Source organism: Gemmobacter fulvus (assembly GCF_018798885.1).
GTDB lineage: Bacteria > Pseudomonadota > Alphaproteobacteria > Rhodobacterales > Rhodobacteraceae > Gemmobacter > Gemmobacter fulvus.
This window is the reverse complement of record NZ_CP076361.1, coordinates 1,373,064-1,388,031: the sequence shown is the minus strand read 5'-3', so window position 1 is coordinate 1,388,031 and position 14,968 is coordinate 1,373,064. Positions and strand designations below refer to the sequence as shown.

At 64.9% G+C, this 14,968-nt stretch carries 15 protein-coding genes; 7 read left to right on the top strand and 8 right to left on the bottom strand.

Features of this window, described 5'->3' with window-relative positions:
- Positions 1–42: 42 nt before the first annotated feature.
- Together KM031_RS06855 and KM031_RS06850 are read right to left on the bottom strand one after the other, a co-directional pair.
- On the bottom strand, positions 43–1,314 hold the full coding sequence (locus KM031_RS06855; protein ID WP_246566863.1) for an HlyD family type I secretion periplasmic adaptor subunit: 1,272 nt from the start codon (positions 1,312–1,314) through the stop codon (positions 43–45).
- Positions 1,315–1,493: 179 nt separating this feature from the next.
- A complete protein-coding gene (locus tag KM031_RS06850; RefSeq protein WP_215503778.1) occupies positions 1,494–3,242 on the bottom strand; it encodes a type I secretion system permease/ATPase in 1,749 nt (582 codons plus the stop codon).
- 218 nt (positions 3,243–3,460) lie between these two features.
- Between KM031_RS06850 and KM031_RS06845 the strand changes: the two genes are divergently transcribed.
- Both KM031_RS06845 and KM031_RS06840 read left to right on the top strand, forming a co-directional pair.
- Positions 3,461–4,201, top strand: a complete 741-nt coding sequence (locus KM031_RS06845; RefSeq protein WP_215503777.1) for an MlaA family lipoprotein — start codon at positions 3,461–3,463, stop codon at positions 4,199–4,201.
- Between the two features lies 1 nt (position 4,202).
- Positions 4,203–4,823, top strand: coding sequence for an MlaC/ttg2D family ABC transporter substrate-binding protein (locus tag KM031_RS06840; protein WP_215503776.1), 621 nt, complete (start codon positions 4,203–4,205; stop codon positions 4,821–4,823).
- Between the two features lie 66 nt (positions 4,824–4,889).
- Here the strand turns inward: KM031_RS06840 and KM031_RS06835 are convergent, their stop codons facing one another.
- Positions 4,890–5,930 (bottom strand): NAD(P)/FAD-dependent oxidoreductase, encoded by a 1,041-nt coding sequence (locus KM031_RS06835; protein WP_215503775.1) that lies wholly within the window; start codon positions 5,928–5,930, stop codon positions 4,890–4,892.
- Between the two features lie 50 nt (positions 5,931–5,980).
- On the opposite strand from KM031_RS06835, the gene mnmC2 reads away from it, so the two are divergent.
- The 4 genes from mnmC2 (at position 5,981) to KM031_RS06815 (ending at position 9,015) form a co-directional block, all read left to right on the top strand.
- The gene (gene mnmC2, locus KM031_RS06830; RefSeq protein WP_215503774.1) at positions 5,981–6,655 is read left to right on the top strand and encodes a tRNA (5-methylaminomethyl-2-thiouridine)(34)-methyltransferase MnmC2; all 675 of its coding nucleotides are present in this window, start codon (positions 5,981–5,983) and stop codon (positions 6,653–6,655) included.
- Positions 6,656–6,668: 13 nt separating this feature from the next.
- Positions 6,669–7,571 (top strand): DMT family transporter, encoded by a 903-nt coding sequence (locus tag KM031_RS06825; protein ID WP_215503773.1) that lies wholly within the window; start codon positions 6,669–6,671, stop codon positions 7,569–7,571.
- Positions 7,568–8,464 (top strand): DMT family transporter, encoded by an 897-nt coding sequence (locus KM031_RS06820; RefSeq protein WP_215503772.1) that lies wholly within the window; start codon positions 7,568–7,570, stop codon positions 8,462–8,464. The genes KM031_RS06825 and KM031_RS06820 overlap by 4 nt, the downstream gene beginning before the upstream one ends.
- A 68-nt stretch (positions 8,465–8,532) precedes the next feature.
- Positions 8,533–9,015, top strand: coding sequence for a GNAT family N-acetyltransferase (locus KM031_RS06815; protein WP_215503771.1), 483 nt, complete (start codon positions 8,533–8,535; stop codon positions 9,013–9,015).
- An 11-nt stretch (positions 9,016–9,026) separates the two neighbouring features.
- Here KM031_RS06815 and uvrC read toward each other — a convergent pair whose 3' ends face one another.
- The 5 genes from uvrC to KM031_RS06790 all read right to left on the bottom strand — a co-directional run bounded on the left by uvrC (position 9,027) and on the right by KM031_RS06790 (position 13,913).
- The gene (gene uvrC / locus KM031_RS06810) at positions 9,027–10,901 is read right to left on the bottom strand and encodes an excinuclease ABC subunit UvrC (protein WP_215503973.1); all 1,875 of its coding nucleotides are present in this window, start codon (positions 10,899–10,901) and stop codon (positions 9,027–9,029) included.
- A 309-nt stretch (positions 10,902–11,210) separates the two neighbouring features.
- Entirely contained in the window at positions 11,211–11,990 is a 780-nt protein-coding gene (locus KM031_RS06805) for an SDR family oxidoreductase (RefSeq protein ID WP_215503770.1), read from the bottom strand.
- Positions 11,987–12,919: a calcium/sodium antiporter gene (locus tag KM031_RS06800; protein WP_215503972.1), complete on the bottom strand. Its 933-nt coding sequence runs from the start codon at positions 12,917–12,919 to the stop codon at positions 11,987–11,989. The genes KM031_RS06805 and KM031_RS06800 overlap by 4 nt, the downstream gene beginning before the upstream one ends.
- A gap of 12 nt (positions 12,920–12,931) precedes the next feature.
- Positions 12,932–13,111 (bottom strand): hypothetical protein, encoded by a 180-nt coding sequence (locus tag KM031_RS06795; RefSeq protein WP_215503769.1) that lies wholly within the window; start codon positions 13,109–13,111, stop codon positions 12,932–12,934.
- Between the two features lies 1 nt (position 13,112).
- A complete protein-coding gene (locus tag KM031_RS06790) occupies positions 13,113–13,913 on the bottom strand; it encodes a S49 family peptidase (protein WP_215503768.1) in 801 nt (266 codons plus the stop codon).
- Positions 13,914–13,998: 85 nt separating this feature from the next.
- Between KM031_RS06790 and KM031_RS06785 the strand changes: the two genes are divergently transcribed.
- Entirely contained in the window at positions 13,999–14,892 is an 894-nt protein-coding gene (locus KM031_RS06785) for a LysR family transcriptional regulator (RefSeq protein ID WP_215503767.1), read from the top strand.
- The last annotated feature ends 76 nt before the right edge of the window (positions 14,893–14,968 follow it).

Below are 14,968 nucleotides of genomic sequence, written 5' to 3'. Positions count from 1 at the left end.
GGCGTCGGGGCGGCAAGAGGGCGCGCGCCCCGACGGTCTGTCTCAGCTTTCGCGGAAGGCCCGCCCGAAATAATCGGTGAAGGGCTTGAGCAGATAGGCCAGCGGCGTGCGGTCTTCGGTCTTGATGAAGGCCTCGACCGGCATGCCGGGCAGCAGGGTCAGCCCTTTCAGCTTGTCGATCTCGCCCGGGTCCAGCACGATTTCGGCCCGGTAATACGAGGCCTGATTGCGCTGATCCGTCAACGCATCGGCAGAGACCATGATCACATGGCCGTTCAGTTCGGGCGTGGTGCGCGACGAGAAGGCCGAGAAATGCAGTCGCGCCTCTTGGCCGGCATAGACCTGATCCACATGGATCGGCGACACTTGGGCCGCGATCACCAGCGGGCGGTCCTGCGGAATCAGATACAGCACCGGATCGGCAGGCCGCAGCACCGAACGCGGCGTGGTGACTTGCAGCCCCAGCACGATGCCCGAAACCGGCGCGCGGATTTCCAGCCGGGCCACCTGCTCGACCAGGGCGCGGCGGCGTTCGGCCAGTTCCAGTTCCTGATAACCGATGTCGCGCAGCTGGGTATTTGCCTCTTCCCGGCGCGAGGCGGCCAGGCGCAGGATTTCCAGCTCGGTCTCGGAGATGCTTTCCTGCGACTGCGCCTTTGACGCGATCAACTCGCCAACCTGACCGCGCAGCCGGGCCTCTTCGCGTTGCAGGCCCAGAACCCGGCTGGATTGCGCCAGCCCCTTGTCGAGCAGCGATTGCTGATCGGCCAATTCGCGGCGGATCAGGTCAAGCTGTGTCACCAAAGCCTCGGATTGCGCGGCGATGCCGTCAATCTGGCTTTCGATCTGGGCGCGGCGCTCCGACAATTGCGCCGTCTGTTTGGCCAGCGTGTCGGCGCGGGCGGCAAACAGATGAACCTGCCCCTCCATCTGTTCGGTCACTTCGGGCCGGGCCTTGCCCATCTCGATCAGATCGGGCGGGAAGGTGACCACGGTCAGATCATCGCGTTCGGCAGACAGCCGGGCGCGGCGGGCCATGATCTCAAACAACTGGCCCTCGACGATGGCCAGTTCGGAATGGATCACCGCGCCATCCAGCGTGATCAGCAGATCCCCCGCCGCCACGGTATCGCCTTCCTGCACGGCGATGGATTTCACCACGCCGCCATCCGGGTGCTGCACGACCTGGCGATGGCTTTCGACCTCGATCTGCCCCGAGGCGACCACGGCCCCGGAGATATTGGTGCTGACGCTCCAGAAGCCGAAGCCGCCGAACAGCACGGCAAGGGTGATGAAGCCCAGCGTCACCGGCATCCGTGCCGACCAGGGCAATGGCCCGTCGGCCGCGGCGGCCGCTGTGGCCACCGTTGCGGGCGGTCCGCTTGCGGCAAGGGCAGGCGGGGTCGGATCGGGGCGCGGGGCGGGCGGGGTCTGTGCCGGGGTGGCGGCGGGCAAAGCGTCGTCCTTCGGCCCGTCTTTGGCTGTCGGTTCGCTCATGTCACGCCTCCGGGGCCAGCATTCTTCACGATTTCGGTATGGTTTTTCACCATCTCGCGCAGCACCTGATCGCGCGGCCCAAAGGCGCGGCGGGTGCCTTCCTCCATCACCATCAGAAGGTCACATTCCTGAATGGCGGCGGGGCGGTGCGCCATGATGAGGATCGAACAGCCCGCCTCTTTCATTGAGCGGATGGCGATGTTGAGCGCCATCGACCCTTCGTTGTCGAGATTGGAGTTCGGCTCGTCCAGCACCATGATCACCGGATTGCCATACATGGCGCGGGCAAGGCCGATCCGTTGGATCTGCCCACCTGACAACCGCCCGCCAAGCGCCGAGACGCGGGTATCATAGCCATCCGGCAGCTTGACGATCATGTCATGCGCCGCCGCCTTGCGGGCCGCCTCGACCACTTTCAGCCCATCGGGATTGGCCTGCAAGCGGGCGATGTTTTCGGCAATGGTGCCTTCGAACAGTGTCACGCGTTGCGGCAGATAGCCGACATAGCTGCCCAGCACATCCGGGTCATATTGATCCAACGCCGCACCATCCAGCCGCACCTTGCCGCCCGCCGGACGCCATGCGCCGATCAGCGCGCGCGCCAGCGTGGATTTGCCCGACCCCGATGGCCCGATGACCCCCAGTGCCTGCCCCGGTTCCAGCCGGAAATTCACCATGCGCAGCGTGGCATGGCTTTCGCCCGGCGGCACCACGGTCAGGTTCTGCGCCTCCAGCAGCGCCTTGGGGCGCGGCAATTGCGTGCGTGCGGGCTCTTTCGGCATCCGGGTGAACAGTTCCGACAGCCGGGCCCAGCCCTCTTGCGCGCGCTGCACCACGGCCCATTGCCCCACCGCCATCTCGATCGGTGACAGTGCGCGGCCCATCAGGATGGAGCCTGCAATCATCGCACCCGACGACAATTCACCCTTCAGCACCAGCCAGGCGCCAAGCCCGAGCATGGCCGATTGCAGGAACAGGCGGAAGGTCTTGGTCAGCACCGAAAAGGTGCCGCCCAGATCGGCGGCGGCGATGCTTTCGGTCAGGGCCGCGCCGCGGGCGCGCTGCCAGCGGTCGAATCCGGCGGATTGCATCCCCAGCGCCTGCACCAGCTCGGCCTCGGCCTTGAGGTTGTCGGACATGCGCTCTGCCACGATGGTGGCGCTGTTGGCGCGGGTCAGCGGCACTTTGGTGATGCGCTGGTTCAGGATGGTGACGATGATCAGCACCACCCCGCCCAGAACCGCCAGCCAGCCCATCCACGGATGGAAGATGAAGATCGCGGCGACGAACAGCGGTGTCCACGGAATGTCGAACACCGCCAGCAGCACCGGCGAGGCCCACAACCGCTGGATCGCCTCAAGATCGCGCTGTGCGGCGGTGGCAGCGGGGTCCGAGGGCGCAAGCTGGCTGCGCCGCAGCGCCGCCTCGAACACGCGCCGATCGAGCTTGGCCTGAAATGCCGCGCCGATCCGCGCCATGATGCGCCCGCGCGCATGGTCCAGCAGACCCATGGCGATGAACAGAAAGACCACCAGAACCGACAGGGCGATCAGCGTCGCCTCGGACCGGCTGCCCAGCACGCGGTCATAGACCTGAAGCATATAGAGCGGCCCGGTCAGCATCAGCACGTTCACCACGACGCTGAACAGGAACACTGTCAGGATCAACGCGTTCGACTCACGTCGTGCCGCCCGAAGCTCTGAAACCCCCTGCGTGACGTTGAAGCCCGCTTCGTTTCGGCTCATTTCTGCCTACTCCCCCTGCACTGTGCCCTGACAGACGCAGCGAATACCCATTTCGTCACCGGCTCATACCATTTCGTAGCCGGGATGCCACGCTTGTCAGTTGTCATCCCCGGTAGGTCGCCTTATGCCCTTGCCATCCGGCGTGAAAAACTATCGTTAGCCGATCAATTGAGCGGGACAGTAGGCAGATGGCGTTCTCTTTTCCATTGAATTTTGGAATGTTGCAAAAAAATGGCAAGGCCATGGTGGCACTGGGCCTTACGGCGCTGGCACTGGCTGCCTGTGCCGCCCCGCCGCCACCCTCTGCCCCTTATGACCCCTACGAGTCGACCAACCGCGCCTTCCACGGCTTCAACCGCGGGCTGGACCGGGCGTTGTTGCGGCCCACGGCAAAGACCTATGGCACGCTGGTGCCGGTGCCGGTGCGGCAGGGCGTGTCGAACTTCGCCTCGAACCTCGATCTGCCGGGCGATGTGGTGAACGGCGCGCTGCAAGGCAACCCGGAACGGGTGGTGCAGAACACCTTCCGCTTTGCGATCAACTCCACCATCGGTCTGGCGGGTCTGTTCGATCCGGCGACCGTGCTGGGCCTGACCCATGACAAGACCGATTTCGGTGAAACGCTGCATGTCTGGGGTGTCGGTGAAGGCCCCTATCTGGAATTCCCGGGCCTTGGCCCCTCGACCACGCGGGATGCGGTGGGCACGGCGGTTGACATCGCGGCCAACCCGGTCAGCGCGCTGCTGCCCGCGCCCGAGAAATATTATGCCACCGGCGCGAAGGTCGGTTCAAAACTTGGTGATCGGGACCGCTATTCCGAAACCATCGACTCTGTCCTATATGACAGTGCCGACAGCTATTCCCAGACCCGCCTGCTCTACCTGCAAAACCGCCGGTTCGAGCTGGGTCAGGAAACAAGCGGCGGCAGCGACGATTTCATTGATCCCTACGAGGACTGATATGGCTCATTCCCAGTTCACCAGCCCCCGGCTCACGCGTCGTGTGTTCGGCACCACCCTTCTGGCAGGGGCCGCGCTGTCGGTTCTCCCGCGTCCGGCGCAGGCGCTTGATCTGGCCTCGGCGCGGGCCCTGATCGACAAGGCGATTGCCGATGTGAACAAGGTGATCAATTCGGGCAAGGCCGAAGCGGGCATGTTCCGCGACTTCGAGGCGATCTTTGCCCGCTACGCCGATGTTGCCGCCATTGCCCGTTCGGCGCTTGGCCCGGCCTCGCGCTCGGCCTCGCCCGGCCAGATGAAGGCCTTCACCACCGCCTATCAGGGCTATATCGGCCGCAAATATGGCCGCCGGTTCCGCGAATTCATCGGTGGCCGGATCGAGGTCGTGGATGCAAAGCCGCTGAAAAGCTATTTCGAGGTGATCTCGGTCGCGCATCTGCAAGGGGAAGCGCCGTTTGACCTGCGCTGGCATGTGTCGAACAAATCGGGGCGCGATCTGTTCTTCAACATCATCATCGAAGGCGTGAACATGCTGGCGTCGGAGCGCGAAGAGGTTGGCGCGATGCTCAAGAAGCGTGGCGGCGATATTGATGCGCTGATTGCCGATCTGAAATCGGCCTGAGGCTTTCACGGATCTGACATTACAAGGGCTGCACAGCGATGTGCGGCCCTTTGTATTTGGCGGGTTTCAGAGGCTGTCTTCCACCCGGAACCCCTGCGGGATCGTGTCGCGCCCGTCCAGCACCAGATCGGCCATCACCTCGGCCACTTTCGGGGCCATGCCGAAGCCGATCTTGAACCCGCCATTGGCGATGAAATGTCCGGGCCGGTCTGGCCATGCGCCCAGCATGGGGGCGCGGGATTTTGCCCGGGGGCGCAGGCCCGCCCATCGCGCCAGCACCGGGGCACCGGCAAGGCAGGGCAGGGCGGCCACAGCGCGGGCGTGCAGCGCGTCAAGCTGGGCGTCGGTGCTTGTGGCCTCGGTCCAGACCCGTTCGGAGGTGGAGCCGATGGCAACGCTGCCATCCGCATGGGGCACGATGTGCAGGCCATCGACAAACAGCTGCGGCTGGTCGCGGGCCTCATGGCGCAGGCTGAGCGCCTGCCCCTTCACCCCGCCCCCCACGGGCCGTCCCAGCGCGTCTGACAGCGCCTGCAAGCCCGCTGCGCCGGTCGCGTGGATCACCGGGCCGCAGTCCTCTGCCGCGCCCAGAACCACCTCGCCGCCCAAGGCGGTCAGGGCGGCTGCTAGAGCCGCTGCCGCCTGTCTGGGATGCAGCCTGGCCGACAGCGTGTCATGGATCAACAGCCCGGTTGGCGAGGCGGGTTCCCACGCGCTGCCGCTGGCAGGCACCACCTGCCACTGCGCGTGCTGCTGCCAAAGGGTCTGCGCCGAAACCCCGCGTGCCGTGGCCGTCTGCACCGCCTGCGCATCGGCAAGCGGTTGCAGCCGTCCCAGCCGGGCATAGCCGGTGGGCAGACCCGAGGCCGCACTCACCCCGGCCCAGAAGGCCTCGGCCATCAGCAGGCTGTCCAATTGGAAGGCCTTTTTCGGGTTCCAGTTTTCCGGCACATGCGGGCTGAGCGCACCGACCAGCCCGCCGCTGGCCCCCGCGCCGATCTGTACCGCTTCGATCAGCCGCACCTTCGCGCCGCGCCGGGCGAGCGTATAGGCGATGCTCAGGCCGAACACGCCGCCGCCACGCACCGTCAGATCGCACCTTGCCATTCCGCCGCCCTTTGCCCAGTGTCGCGCCGCAACCACTAGGGCAAACGGCCATGGCAGACCAGAGGGCGGCGCTGGACTGGCGCGACGGGGTGATCCCGGTATCCACCCAATTCGACGACCCCTATTTCAGCCTGAATGACGGGCTGTCGGAAACCCGCCATGTGTTCTTGCAGGGCAATCGTCTGGCCGAGCGGCTGTGCGACGGGTTCCAGATTGCCGAACTGGGCTTTGGCACCGGGCTCAATCTGCTGGCGGTGCAGATCCTCTGGGCGCAGATGGGTGCGCCCGGCACGCTGCATTTCACCAGTTTCGAGGCCTTCCCGATGGAAGCTGCCGATATTGCCCGTGCGCTGGATCACTTCCCCGAGGCGCGGGCGGTGGCAGAGCCGTTTCTGGCGCAATGGGCGGCGGGCGCGACCCGGCTGACCTTGCCGGGCATCACCGCCGAGGTGGTGCTGGGGGATGCGCGCGCCACCTTGCCCGGCTGGGCGGGGCAGGCGGATGCGTGGTTTCTGGACGGGTTTTCCCCGGCCAAGAATCCCGAACTCTGGTCCGATGATCTGATGGCCGAGGTGGCAGCCCATACAAAACTGCATGGCAGCTTTGCGACATATTCTGCCGCAGGTGGGGTGCGCCGGGCCTTGCAGGCGGCGGGCTTTCAGGTAGACCGGCTGCCGGGGCATGGGCGCAAGCGCCACATGACCGCCGGAACGCGCCAGCAATAAACCATACAGAGCCATGACCGAACAGAACACCCGCAAGGGCATCTGGCTGATGATCGCCGCCGTCGCGGTCTTTGCCGCACAGGATGGGTTTTCACGCCATCTTGCCAGCACCTATTCGGTGCTGATGATCGTGATGATCCGCTACTGGGCCTATGCCGGGTTTACGCTGGTGCAGGCCGCCCGCCGCCCCGAGGGCCTGCGCGCGGCCATCGTCACCCGCCATCCGTGGCTGCAACTGGCGCGCGCGACGCTGCTGATCGGCGAGGTGTGCATCATCATCTGGGGGTATACGCTGATCGGGCTGATCGAAAGCCATGCGGTGTTTGCCGTCTGTCCGCTGTTGATCGCGGCGCTGTCCGGCCCGGTGCTGGGCGAGCAGGTGGGCTGGCGGCGCTGGCTGGCCATCGGTGTCGGTCTGGCAGGGGTCGTGGTGATCCTGCAACCGGGATCGGGTGTGTTCACTGCGGCGGCCCTGCTGCCCTTTGCCGCCGCGTTGATGTTCGCGCTTTACAGCCTGCTGACCCGGATGACGAGCCATGCCGATTCCAGCTTTGTGAACATGTTCTGGACCGGCACCTTGGGGGCGGCGATGATGACCGTGATCGGCCTGCCGTTCTGGGAGCGGATGACGCTGGCCGACTGGGGCCTGACCGCCATCTATGCCGGGCTGGCCACCTTCGCGCATTGGCTGCTGATCCGATGCTATGCCACCGCCGAGGCCAGCGCGGTGCAACCCTTCGCCTATCTGCAAATCGCCTTTGTCAGCCTGATCGGCATCACGGTCTATGACGAGGTGCTGCGCCCCAATGTGCTGATCGGCACGGCTGTCATCGTGGCCGCCGGGCTGTGGATGCTGTGGCAAGGGCGCGGCAAGGCGCAACCCCAATCCCAACCGCTGCCGGAGCCGCAGACATGATCCCCCGCGCGAAACAGAACACCGGCCTCGGCATCCTGCTGATGAGCGCGACCTCGCTGGTCTTTGCCTTGCAGGACGGGATTTCCAGCCATCTGGCACAGGAATACAACGTCTATATGGTGGTGATGATCCGCTTCTGGGTCTTTGCCCTGTTCGCGCTGGCGCTTTCGGCGCGGCAGCCGGGTGGCATCGTGGCGCAGATCCGCTCGCGCCACCCTTGGGTGCAACTGACGCGCGGCCTGCTGCTGATCGTCGAGGTCTGCGTGATGATCCTCGCCTTTGTGCAACTGGGGCTGATTGCCAGCCATGCGGTGTTTGTCAGCTATCCGCTGATCGTCGCGGCCCTGTCGGGTGTGGTGCTGGGTGAAAGCGTCGGCTGGCGGCGCTGGACGGCGATCGGCGTGGGCTTCATCGGCGTTCTGATCATCCTGCAACCGGGGGTCGCGGTCTTTTCGCCCTGGGCGGCGGTGCCCTTGCTCGCGGCCTTCATGTTCGCGCTTTATGCGCTGCTGACGCGCTATGTGGCGCGGGGTGACATGGCGGGCACCAGTTTCCTGTGGACGGGGATTGTGGCCGCCGTGGCGATCTCGCCGCTGGGCCTGTGGTTCTGGCAGCCGATGACGGCGGGCGACTGGGGCTGGATGGGCGTGCTGTGCCTGACTGGCGCAGGCGCGCATTACATGATGATCAAGGCCTATGAAGTGGCCGAGGCCAGCGATGTGCAGCCCTTTGCGCTGCTGCAACTGGTGTTCATCGCCATTCTGGGCCTGACGCTGTTCGACGAAGAGCTGAAGCTGAATGTGATGCTGGGGGCGGCGCTGGTGGCCGGGGCGGCGGTGTTCACTCTGTGGCGCGCGCGTCTGGCGGCCAAACGGGCGGCGACGGCCGGCTGATCCTCAGGGTTTTACTGTGCTGCCGGGCGGGCTATGCTGCGGCAGATGCACCCCGCACAGGTGAGCCGATGATCCTCGCAGACCAGTTCTTTCCCGGTGCCTTGGGCGGCATCGCTGCCCTGCATGGCGCGCATTATGCGCGGCACTGGGGCTTTGGCACGGTCTTCGAGGCCAAGGTCGCGGCAGAGCTGGCCGTCTTTGCCTGTCGGCAAGCGCCCGGGGATCTGGTGTTGCTGGGGCGGGATGACGCGGGGCTTGCCGCCTCATTGATCCTCGATCTGAACGATCCGGCCTCTGGCCCGCGCGGGGCGCATCTGCGCTGGTTCATCGTATCAGACCGCTGCAGGGGCAGTGGCATCGGGCGCAAGATGCTGGCGCAGGCGATGCGCCATGCCGATGCGCAAAGCAGTGGCAAGGCCTGGCTGACCACCTTCGCCGGGCTGGATGCGGCGCGGCATCTTTATGAAAGCGCAGGCTTCCGGCTGGCCGTCGAAGCAGAGGGCGAGGCCTGGGGCAGCCGCGTGGTGGAGCAGGAGTTCCACCGCGGCTGACCGATCCGCGCCTAGCCCCGGTCGTGAAAGAAATCGTGGATCTGCCGTGCCATCGCCTCGGAAATCCCGGTGACAGCCATAAGATCCTCGGTCGCGGCGCGGCTGACCGCCTTGGCACTGCCGAAATGCGCCAGCAGCGCACGTTTGCGGGTGGCCCCAACCCCCGGAATATCGTCCAGCGGCGTGGCGCTGACCGCCTTGGCGCGTTTGGCGCGATGGGCCCCGATGGCCCAGCGGTGCGCCTCGTCGCGCAGGCGCTGCACGAAATACAGCACCGGGTCGTTCATGCGCAGGGCAAACGGCGGCTCGCCGGGGCGGTGGAACTCTTCCTTGCCGTGATCGCGGTCCACGCCCTTGGCGACACCGACCATCGGGATGTCATCCACCCCCAGCTCGGCCATGATGCCCGCCACCGCCGACACCTGCCCCGCGCCGCCGTCGATCAGCAGCAGATCTGGCCAGGCTTCGGACGCGCGCTCGGGATCCTCTTTCAGCAGCCGTTCAAAGCGGCGGGTCAGCACCTCTTTCATCATGCCGAAATCGTCGCTGTTGGCCCCGGCATCGGATTTAATGTTGAACTTGCGGTATTGCGATTTGAGAAAGCCTTCGGCCCCGGCCACGATCATGCCACCGACGGCATTGGTGCCTTGGATATGCGAGTTGTCGTAGACCTCGATCCGCTTGGGCGGGGCGTCCAGATCAAAGGCTTCGGCCAGACCGGCCAGCAATTTGTTCTGGGTGGAACTTTCGGCCATCTTGCGGGCAAGGCTTTCGCGGGCATTGCGCGCGGCATTCTCCACCAGCTCGGCCTTCTCGCCCCGTTGTGGCACGGCAAGCTCCACCTTCCGCCCGGCGCGATCAGACAGCAGCTGCGTCACCAGATCTTCGTTGTCGACGGGATGTGACAGCAGGATCAGGCGGGGTGGCTCCTTGTCATCATAGAACTGGCTGAGAAAGGCCTCCAGAATTTCCGGTTCTTCCGCGCCCGCGCCGGTTTTCGGATAGAAGTCGCGGTTGCCCCAGCTTTGGTTGGCGCGGATGAAAAACACCTGCACGCAGGCCTGCCCGCCCTCCAGATGCAGTGCCACCACATCCGCCTCGGCCACGCCGCGCGGATTGATGCCCTGCGCGCTTTGCACCTGTGTCAGCGCCTTGATCCGGTCACGCAGGGCGGCGGCGCGTTCATATTCCATCGCCTCGGCGGCCTCGGCCATCGAGGCGGCCAGATCGGCCTGAACGGTGGTGGTCTTGCCTTCCAGAAAGCGCGTCGCGTCCTGCACAAGCCGGGCGTAATCCTCTTGCGACACGCGGCCCACGCAGGGGCCAGCGCAGCGCTTGATCTGGAACAGCAGGCAGGGGCGGGTGCGGCCTGCAAACATCGCATCGGTGCAGGTGCGCAGCAGAAACACCCGCTGCAACTGGTTCAGCGTGCGGTTCACCGCCCCGGCACTGGCGAAAGGCCCGAAATAGGCGCCCTTTTCCGACCGCTTGCCGCGGTGTTTCTTGATCATCGGAAAGGCGTGATCCGCCCCGATCAGGATATTGGGAAAGCTTTTGTCATCGCGCAGCAGCACGTTGTAGCGCGGCTTCAACTGCTTGATCAGGTTCTGTTCCAGCAGCAGCGCCTCGGTTTCGGTGCGTGTGGTCAGAAACATCATCGAAGCGGTTTCAAGGATCATCCGGGCGATGCGGCCCGAATGGCCCGAGGGGCGGGCATAGTTCGACACCCGCGCCCGCAGGTTGCGCGCCTTGCCGACATACAGCACCTCGTTGCTGCCGTTCAGCATCCGATACACGCCCGGAGAGCCATCCAGCGTTCTCAGATAGTCCTGAATCAGGTCATGTCCGGTCTTGTCCGGCGCGGTTTTCGGCCCGTCATCCTGCACTGCAACGCTTCCCTTCCGGCGCAACGATTCCCCGCCATCGCTGCAATGATATCCGGGTGGGGGCAAGAGAAAACCTGTCCACCGTTTCTGTGGATAACTCTGCGGAGAAAATCTGAAACCCGGCGAATTTCCCTTGTATTTGGCCCATTTCGTTCACTTGCCTAAAAAATAGGCCGTTTTTTAAGATATTGATATTGCAGGATAAATAATTACACGCTTGGCAAACACCTGAAAAATCAAGGATTTCCTAACAGTTCCGTGACCGAAATGCGAAAAGTGGACAAGTCGCCGCAGGGGGCTGACGCAAGGTCACTCGACGCCCAGAATGTCAGGAGTTTTCCAGCCCAGATGTTGTCCGCCATCGACGCAGATCAACTGGCCGGTCACGCCGGGGGAATCCATGAAAAAGCCAAGCGCTGCGGTGATGTCGGCAGGGTTGGCCCCGCGGCCCAGAACGGTGTTGCTGCGCTGGCGGGTGAAGTGATCCAGGCTTTGCCGCGCGCCTTGCAGGGTCGGCCCCGGCCCGATGGCATTCACCCGGATGCTGGGGGCCAGCGCCTGTGCCGCCGTGCGGGTCAGCGCCCAGAGGCCCATCTTGGCCAGCGTGTAGGTCATGAACTCCGGCGTCAACTTTTGAACCCGCTGGTCGATCATGTTCACCACAAGGCCGGTCGCCAGCGGCTCGCCCATCGCGTCACGCGCGGCGGCGGGGGCCTGTGCGGCGAAGGCCTGCGTCAGCACGAAGGGCGCGCGCAGGTTGCTTTCCATATGCCGGTCCCAGCTGGCACGCGTGGCGCTGCTCAGGGTGTCATAGTCGAAGATCGAGGCATTGTTCACCAGAACGGTGAAGGGGCCTCCCAGCGCCTCTGTGGCGCGCGGCAGCAGGGCCTGCGTCTGTGCCTCGTCGGTCAGATCGGCTTGCAGCGCCACCGCGCGTCGGCCCAAGGCTTCGATCTGCGCCACGGTTTCGGCGGCACCCTCGGCAGAGCCTGCATAATGGACCGCAACATCAAGGCCGCGCCCGGCCAGATAGACCGCCATCGCCTGCCCAAGCCGCTTGCCCGCCCCTGTGACCAGCGCCCGCATCATGCCACCAGCGCTACGGCATAGGCGCCATAGGCGGCCATCAGGCCAAGACCCACGACCTTGCCGATGTCCTGCCGCAGGAACACGAAGGGCACCAGCAGCAGCGATGCAGCCAGCATCACCCAATTGTCAAAGGTCAGAATCTGGCTGGGCACCTCCATCGGGGCGATCAGGCCGGTGATGCCCAGAATCGCCAGAATGTTGAAGGTGTTCGATCCGATCACATTGCCCATCGCCACATCGGCCTGCTTGCGAAAGGCGGCCATGACGCTGGTGACAAGTTCGGGCAGGGATGTGCCGATGGCGACCAGCGTCAGGCCGATCACCGTTTCGCTAACGCCGATCGACCGGGCGATGTTCACGGCACCATCCACCAGCAGGCTCGCCCCGAAGCCAAGCGCCACAAGCCCTGCGACGATGAAGGCGGTAATCTTCCACACCGGCATGAAGGGTTCGGCCCCGGCCAGTTCGGGTTCGGCGCTGGCACGATGCGCCTGCGCCTGTCGGATATTGTCCCACAGCGTCAGCGCCAGCCCGGCCAGCAGGATCAGGCCATGCCACCAGGTGAGCGGGCCAAAAAAGCTCAGCACGATGAACAGCAGCGTGGTCGCCAGCATCACCAGATAGCTGCGGCGCGTGTCGATCTGGCTGGAATGGATGGTGGCGATCAGCGCAGGCAGGCCGAGGATGACCAGAATGTTCACGATGTTGGAGCCGACAACATTGCCAAGCGCGATCCCGGCCTGACCATCCAGCGCGGCATTGACCGAAACGATCAGCTCTGGCGCCGAGGTGCCGAAGGCCACCACGGTCAGCCCGACGATCAGCGCCGGGATGCCAAGCCTGAGGGCCAGTGACACCGCCCCCCGCACCAGCGCATCACCCCCGAACACCAGCAGGACAAGCCCCGCTGCCACATAGACCAGATCCATCGTCACGCGGAGTTATCCCTTTTTTTCCGGCGCGCCGCAGGGGCAGGGCCCGGTTCCTATTCTGTGCCGACCGCATTTAGGGCAGGTGGCAGGCTTTGCAAGCCTGCGACGCTTGCCGCCCATGCGCATTTTGAAATAGACGGCCATCCCGCCCATGGCGATCAGGAACAGGGTGACGATCTTGATCAGCATGTCACAACCCGAACCGTGCAAAGGCGGCGCGGTCCTCCATTTCGGCCATCGCGGCCCCCATGGCGCTGCCGGTCAGACGCTGCACAAGGCTGCGGCGTTGGCCCATCGGCGCAAGGCGCACCTTGTCGCCGTAAAGCGCCTTCATCCGGGGCACCAGATGCGCAACGCCATCGGCCAGCCCCAGATCGACCGCCTGCTGCCCCACCCAGATATCGGCATTGAACAGATCGGCGGATTGCGACAGCCGCGTGCCGCGCCGGGCCTGCACATGGGCGATGAAGGCCCGGTGGATCGGCTCTTGCAGGGCTTTCAGCCGCGCCACATCCTCGGGCTTTTCGGGCAGGAACGGATCGGCCAGCGATTTGGACCGTCCGGCGGTGATCACCCGCCGCTCGATCCCCTGCCGGGCCAGCAATTCGTGAAAGCCAAAGCCCGCGAAGATCACCCCGATGGACCCGACAAGCGAGCTGTCATCCACCCAGATGTCATCCGCCGCACAGGCCAGCCAATAGCCGCCCGAGGCCGCCACATCCTCGACAAAGGCGTGGACCTTCACGCCCTTTTCATCCGCCAGCCGCCGAATGCGCGCGGCAATCAGCGAGGATTGCGCCGCCGATCCGCCGGGCGAGTTGATCGCCAGCGCAACGGCGGCAGGTTTGCCTTTGAAGGCCCGCTCGATCAGCGGGGCGAGGGCGGCATCATTCAGGCCCGCGCCAAAGCGCCCGCCACTGCCGATGGCCCCTTGCAGGCGGATGACCGGAACAAGGGGCGGTTTGTTCAGAAAGGGGATGCGGATTTTCATGCCAAGGATGTAGGCCTGTCGGCGATGCGGAACAAGCCTTGCCGGTGTTTCTTGCGCGATCTGCCCTTTGCTGCGATGACAAGGCATGATCGACAAGCTGGAAATGTTCATCGCGCTGGCCAATGAGGGCCATTTCGGCCGTGCCGCCGAGGCGTGCCGCGTGACGCAGCCGACCCTGTCTTCGGCCATCAAGCAGCTGGAAGAGCAGCTTGGCGTGCAACTGGTCTATCGCGGCTCGCGTTATCAGGGGCTGACGCCCGAGGGGCAGCGGGTGCTGGACCGGGCGCGGCGGATTGTCAGTGACACCCGCGCGCTGAAGGATGAAATGCGCAGCATCCGCGCCGGGCTTGCCGGCAATCTGCGGATCGGTGTCATTCCGACCGCGCTGCCGATGGTGGCCGATCTGACCACACCGTTCACCCGCCGCCATCCCAATGTGCGTGTCACCATCCTGTCGCGCACCAGCGCCGAAATCCTGACCGGGATCGAACGGCTCGATCTGGATGCGGGCATCACCTATCTGGACAATGAACCGCTGGGCCGGGTGACGCAGGTGCCGCTTTATGCCGAATTTTACCGCCTGCTCTGTGCCCCCGGCACCCCGCTGGCCGACCGCGCGCAGGTGACATGGGGCGAGTTGTCAGGTCTGCCGCTGTGCCTGCTGACCGGCGACATGCAGAACCGGCGCATCGTGAACCAGCATCTCGCCGAGGCCGGGGCCGCCGTCATCCCGACGGTCGAATCAAACTCCACCATCACCCTGCTGTCGCATGTGATGACCGGGCATTGGGCCTCGGTTCTGCCCAAGAAGCTGGCGGATCTGTTCGCGCAATCGGGGCGGGTCTGCGCGATCCCGATCGTGGCACCGGAGGCAGAGCATCTGGTGGGCCTGATCGCCGCGCACCGCGAACCCCATACCCCCTTGATCGCAGCCCTGCTGGATGCGGCAAAACGCGGGGCCGAGGTGAAGGTTCGATAGATGGCGTCTATCGAATGACGGTATTTCACTATTGAATCATCTATCGACCGGCGTAGAAGCTGTGCAAAAGCCAGCC

Excerpts from the sequence above, each read along its gene's own strand:
- KM031_RS06855 (WP_246566863.1), bottom strand. The coding sequence starts at position 1,314 with ATGCCGGTGACGCTGGGCTTCATCACCCTTGCCGTGCTGTTCGGCGGC.
- KM031_RS06850 (WP_215503778.1), bottom strand. The coding sequence starts at position 3,242 with ATGAGCCGAAACGAAGCGGGCTTCAACGTCACGCAGGGGGTTTCAGAG.
- KM031_RS06845 (WP_215503777.1), top strand. The coding sequence starts at position 3,461 with ATGTTGCAAAAAAATGGCAAGGCCATGGTGGCACTGGGCCTTACGGCG.
- KM031_RS06840 (WP_215503776.1), top strand. The coding sequence starts at position 4,203 with ATGGCTCATTCCCAGTTCACCAGCCCCCGGCTCACGCGTCGTGTGTTC.
- KM031_RS06835 (WP_215503775.1), bottom strand. The coding sequence starts at position 5,930 with ATGGCAAGGTGCGATCTGACGGTGCGTGGCGGCGGCGTGTTCGGCCTG.
- mnmC2 (WP_215503774.1), top strand. The coding sequence starts at position 5,981 with ATGGCAGACCAGAGGGCGGCGCTGGACTGGCGCGACGGGGTGATCCCG.
- KM031_RS06825 (WP_215503773.1), top strand. The coding sequence starts at position 6,669 with ATGACCGAACAGAACACCCGCAAGGGCATCTGGCTGATGATCGCCGCC.
- KM031_RS06820 (WP_215503772.1), top strand. The coding sequence starts at position 7,568 with ATGATCCCCCGCGCGAAACAGAACACCGGCCTCGGCATCCTGCTGATG.
- KM031_RS06815 (WP_215503771.1), top strand. The coding sequence starts at position 8,533 with ATGATCCTCGCAGACCAGTTCTTTCCCGGTGCCTTGGGCGGCATCGCT.
- KM031_RS06805 (WP_215503770.1), bottom strand. The coding sequence starts at position 11,990 with ATGATGCGGGCGCTGGTCACAGGGGCGGGCAAGCGGCTTGGGCAGGCG.
- KM031_RS06800 (WP_215503972.1), bottom strand. The coding sequence starts at position 12,919 with ATGGATCTGGTCTATGTGGCAGCGGGGCTTGTCCTGCTGGTGTTCGGG.
- KM031_RS06795 (WP_215503769.1), bottom strand. The coding sequence starts at position 13,111 with ATGCTGATCAAGATCGTCACCCTGTTCCTGATCGCCATGGGCGGGATG.
- KM031_RS06790 (WP_215503768.1), bottom strand. The coding sequence starts at position 13,913 with ATGAAAATCCGCATCCCCTTTCTGAACAAACCGCCCCTTGTTCCGGTC.
- KM031_RS06785 (WP_215503767.1), top strand. The coding sequence starts at position 13,999 with ATGATCGACAAGCTGGAAATGTTCATCGCGCTGGCCAATGAGGGCCAT.